The 3,251-nt window shown below is 63.4% G+C and carries 3 protein-coding genes; all 3 read right to left on the bottom strand.

The genetic code is table 11. From position 1 onward, the window contains the following. The coding region (locus tag ACXRVY_RS21420) for a hypothetical protein (protein WP_458238178.1) at window positions 1-559 on the bottom strand (559 nt) is incomplete at its 3' end. 1 nt (window position 560) lies between these two features. After that, window positions 561-2,729 (bottom strand): molybdopterin cofactor-binding domain-containing protein, encoded by a 2,169-nt coding sequence (locus ACXRVY_RS21425; protein ID WP_458238179.1) that lies wholly within the window; start codon window positions 2,727-2,729, stop codon window positions 561-563. A gap of 7 nt (window positions 2,730-2,736) precedes the next feature. Then, complete coding sequence (locus ACXRVY_RS21430) at window positions 2,737-3,192, bottom strand: (2Fe-2S)-binding protein (RefSeq protein WP_457266176.1); 456 nt, start codon at window positions 3,190-3,192, stop codon at window positions 2,737-2,739. Window positions 3,193-3,251: the final 59 nt, after the last annotated feature.

Below are 3,251 nucleotides of genomic sequence, written 5' to 3' on the forward strand. Positions count from 1 at the left end.
GCCCTCCTGCATCGGCCCAGCGCTTGAACCGGGTGACGAAGATATCGTGCGGTACCGGCACCGGCGCGCGATTGCCGCCCGGATTCCAGCCCCACAGCACCAGCTTGTCGTCGCTGACGTGTTTGATCAGCGCGGCAAAATCCCGGTCGCCGTTACTGGAGCGATCCTTGATCATCGCGCACAGCCGGTCGGCCGGCAGGCCGATCCAGGCCATCCGCTGTGCTGCCGGTGGCAGGCTCCAGTGTGGCGCTCCGGGTGGCGCGTGCGGACCGTAGCTGGCCGGCGGGTTGCTTTGGGCATGGCACGTTGCACAGGGCAACCCGGCCGCGCCCTTGCCGTCCATGCCGCGCACGACATTCATCGCGTGGGGCACGCCGGCATCGAATTGCAGCGGCGAATCCCCGGGAATGTGGCAGTTCTGACAACGCGGGCTCTGGAAGACTTTCTGCACGGTGTCGAACGCCTGCAAGGCCTCGCGGTCTTCGGCGAACACGTGCGATGCRTAGGCGATGAGACAGATCAGGATCACCGTCCCAAGCACCCAATGATGTCGTTTCATCTCACACCCCCGACAGCTGCAACGGCAGCTCCCGCAGGCGCTGCCCGGTCAGGGCAAACACCGCGTTGGCCACCGCCGGCGCCGTGGGTGGCACACCGGCTTCGCCGATACCGCCGGGTTTGTCGCTGCTGGGTACGATATGCACTTCGACCACCGGCATTTCGTTGAGCCGCAGCACCTGATAGTCGTGATAGTTGGACTGCACCACCCGCCCGTCCTTGAGCGTCAGTTTGCTGTGCAAGGCGAAGCTGAGGCCGAAGGTAATGCACGACTCCATCTGCGCGGCGATGCTCTGCGGGTTGACCGCAATGCCGCAGTCCACCGCACACACCACCCGGTGCACACGGATGGCGAGGTTGTCCTGGGACACCTCGGCCACCTGCGCCACATAGCTGCCGAACGACTCATGCACCGCTACACCTAGCGCATGACCGTCCAGCAGCGGCGCCTTCCAGTTGGCTTTCTCCACTGCGAGGTTCAGCACACCGAGGTGGCGCGGATGGTCCTTGAGCAAGGTGCGTCGATATTCCACCGGATCCTTGCCGGCCGCCGTGGCCAGTTCATCGATCAGCGATTCCATGACAAACGCAGTGTGGGTGTGCCCCACCGAACGCAACCACAACACGCTGATCCCGGTTTTCGGTGAGTGCAGTTCGATCTGGTGATTGGCCAGTCCTTCGAAGTAGGGGCTGTCGGCCACGCCTTCGACGGAGGTCTTGTCGATCCCGTCCTTGACCATGCTCGCTTCAAGGGAAGTCCCGACCATGATCGACTGTCCGACCATTACATGTTTCCACGCCAGCGGCAGGCCGTCGGTACCCAGCCCGATACGCGCATGGTGCAGGAACGCCGAGCGGTAATAGCCACCGCGGATATCATCCTCCCGCGCCCACACGGTTTTCACCGGTGCACCAGCGGCCTTGGCGACGTACACCGCTTCGCTGACGAAGTCCGAGGTCGGATTGGCCCGACGCCCGAAGCCGCCACCGAGAAACTCGGTATGGATCTCGACCTGCTCTGGTTTCAGCCCGGTGATTTTCCCGGCAACCATCTGGTCCAGAGTCTGGAACTGGGTGCCGGTCCAGATTTCGCACTTGTCCTTGGTGATGCTCACGGTGCAGTTCAATGGCTCCATCGGCGCGTGGGCCAGATAAGGCACGCTGTATTCAGCGTCGATGGTCTTGGTCGCTTTCGCCAGCGCAGCCTGGGTATCACCCGCTTGACCGGCATTCATTCCAGGGGTAGTGGCGAGTTTGCGGAAGCTTTCCAGCAACGCCTTGCTATTGAGCCCGGCGTTCGGCCCCGGGTTCCACTCGATTTTCAGCGCATCGCGCCCCAGCTTCGCCGCCCAATAATGGTCAGCAATCACCGCGATGCCGGTCGGCACTTGCACCACTTTGTGYACRCCSGGAATCGCCAGCGCTTCGGCGCCTTCRAAGGATTTGACGCTWCCGCCGAAGGTGGGTGAACGGGCGACCATCGCCGTCATCAGCCCGTCRAACTGCACGTCCATGCCGAAYTTCGCCCGGCCGGTGATTTTCTCCGGTGTGTCCAGGCGCYTGGTGGGTTTGCCGATCAGCCGCCAGTCTTTGGCGTCCTTGAGTTTGATCGAGGCCGGGTCCGGCCGTGGCAACTGCCCGGCGTCGTCGGCCAACTCGCCATAGGTGGCACGGTGTTCGCCGGCGATGACCACGCCCGACTCGGTATGAATCTCGGACGGCGCGACGTTGAAACGCTTGGCCGCCGCGTCGATCAACATCAAGCGCGCCGCCGCGCCGGCCAGGCGATAGCGGTCGAACTCCATCCAGGTCGAGGTCGAACCACCGGTGATCTGCATCCCGCCAAACCCGGGCATGCCGTAATCGGCGGCCGATGCCGGGGAGTGCTCGACGCGGATTTTCGACCAGTCGGCGTCCAGCTCTTCAGCGATCAGCATGGTCAGGCCGGTCCAGATGCCCTGGCCCATTTCCGAGTGACCCAGCAATACGGTGACGCTGTTGTCATTGCCAATGCGCAGAAAGGCGTTTGGCGCAAACACGTTGCCCTGGTTCTCCGCGCCCATGGCAAAACGGCGGACACCGGGCATGACAAACGCTACCACCAGCCCACCGCCCAGCAACGCACTGCCCATGAGAAAACCACGGCGCGATAACGCGTTGATGCTGTTCATGGCCACCTCATCCCAGCTCCGCGGCGCGTTTGACCGCCGCGCGAATCCGCGGGTAAGTGCCGCAACGGCAGATGTTGCCGGACAGTGCCTGATCGATGTCGCTGTCGGTCGGCTTCGGAATCTTCGCCAGCAACGCCGCCGCCGACATGATCTGCCCGGACTGGCAGTAACCACACTGGACCACGTCAAGTTCCGCCCAGGCCTGTTGCACCGGGTGCGAACCGTCCGCAGACAGGCCTTCGATGGTGAGAATCTTTTGCCCATCGGCCACAGCGGTGGCCGGTGTGATGCAGGAGCGCAGCGGCGCGCCATCGACATGCACGGTGCAGGCTCCGCATTGAGCTATGCCACAGCCGAATTTGGTGCCGGTGAGGTGGGCGACATCGCGCAAGACCCAGAGCAGCGGCATGTCGGCGGGGACATCCAGCTCCCGATCCTGGCCATTGATGTTCAGGGTGAGCATGGCGCAATTCCTCAGACTCACAGTGATCTGAAGGGGCGTCGCTGCGGCCTTGTACAACC

Source organism: Pseudomonas sp. P5_A2_2, assembly GCF_054177685.1.

Bases quoted from the DNA above. Each gene is read 5' to 3' on its own strand.
- ACXRVY_RS21430 (WP_457266176.1), bottom strand. From the start codon at position 3,192: ATGCTCACCCTGAACATCAATGGCCAGGATCGGGAGCTGGATGTCCCC.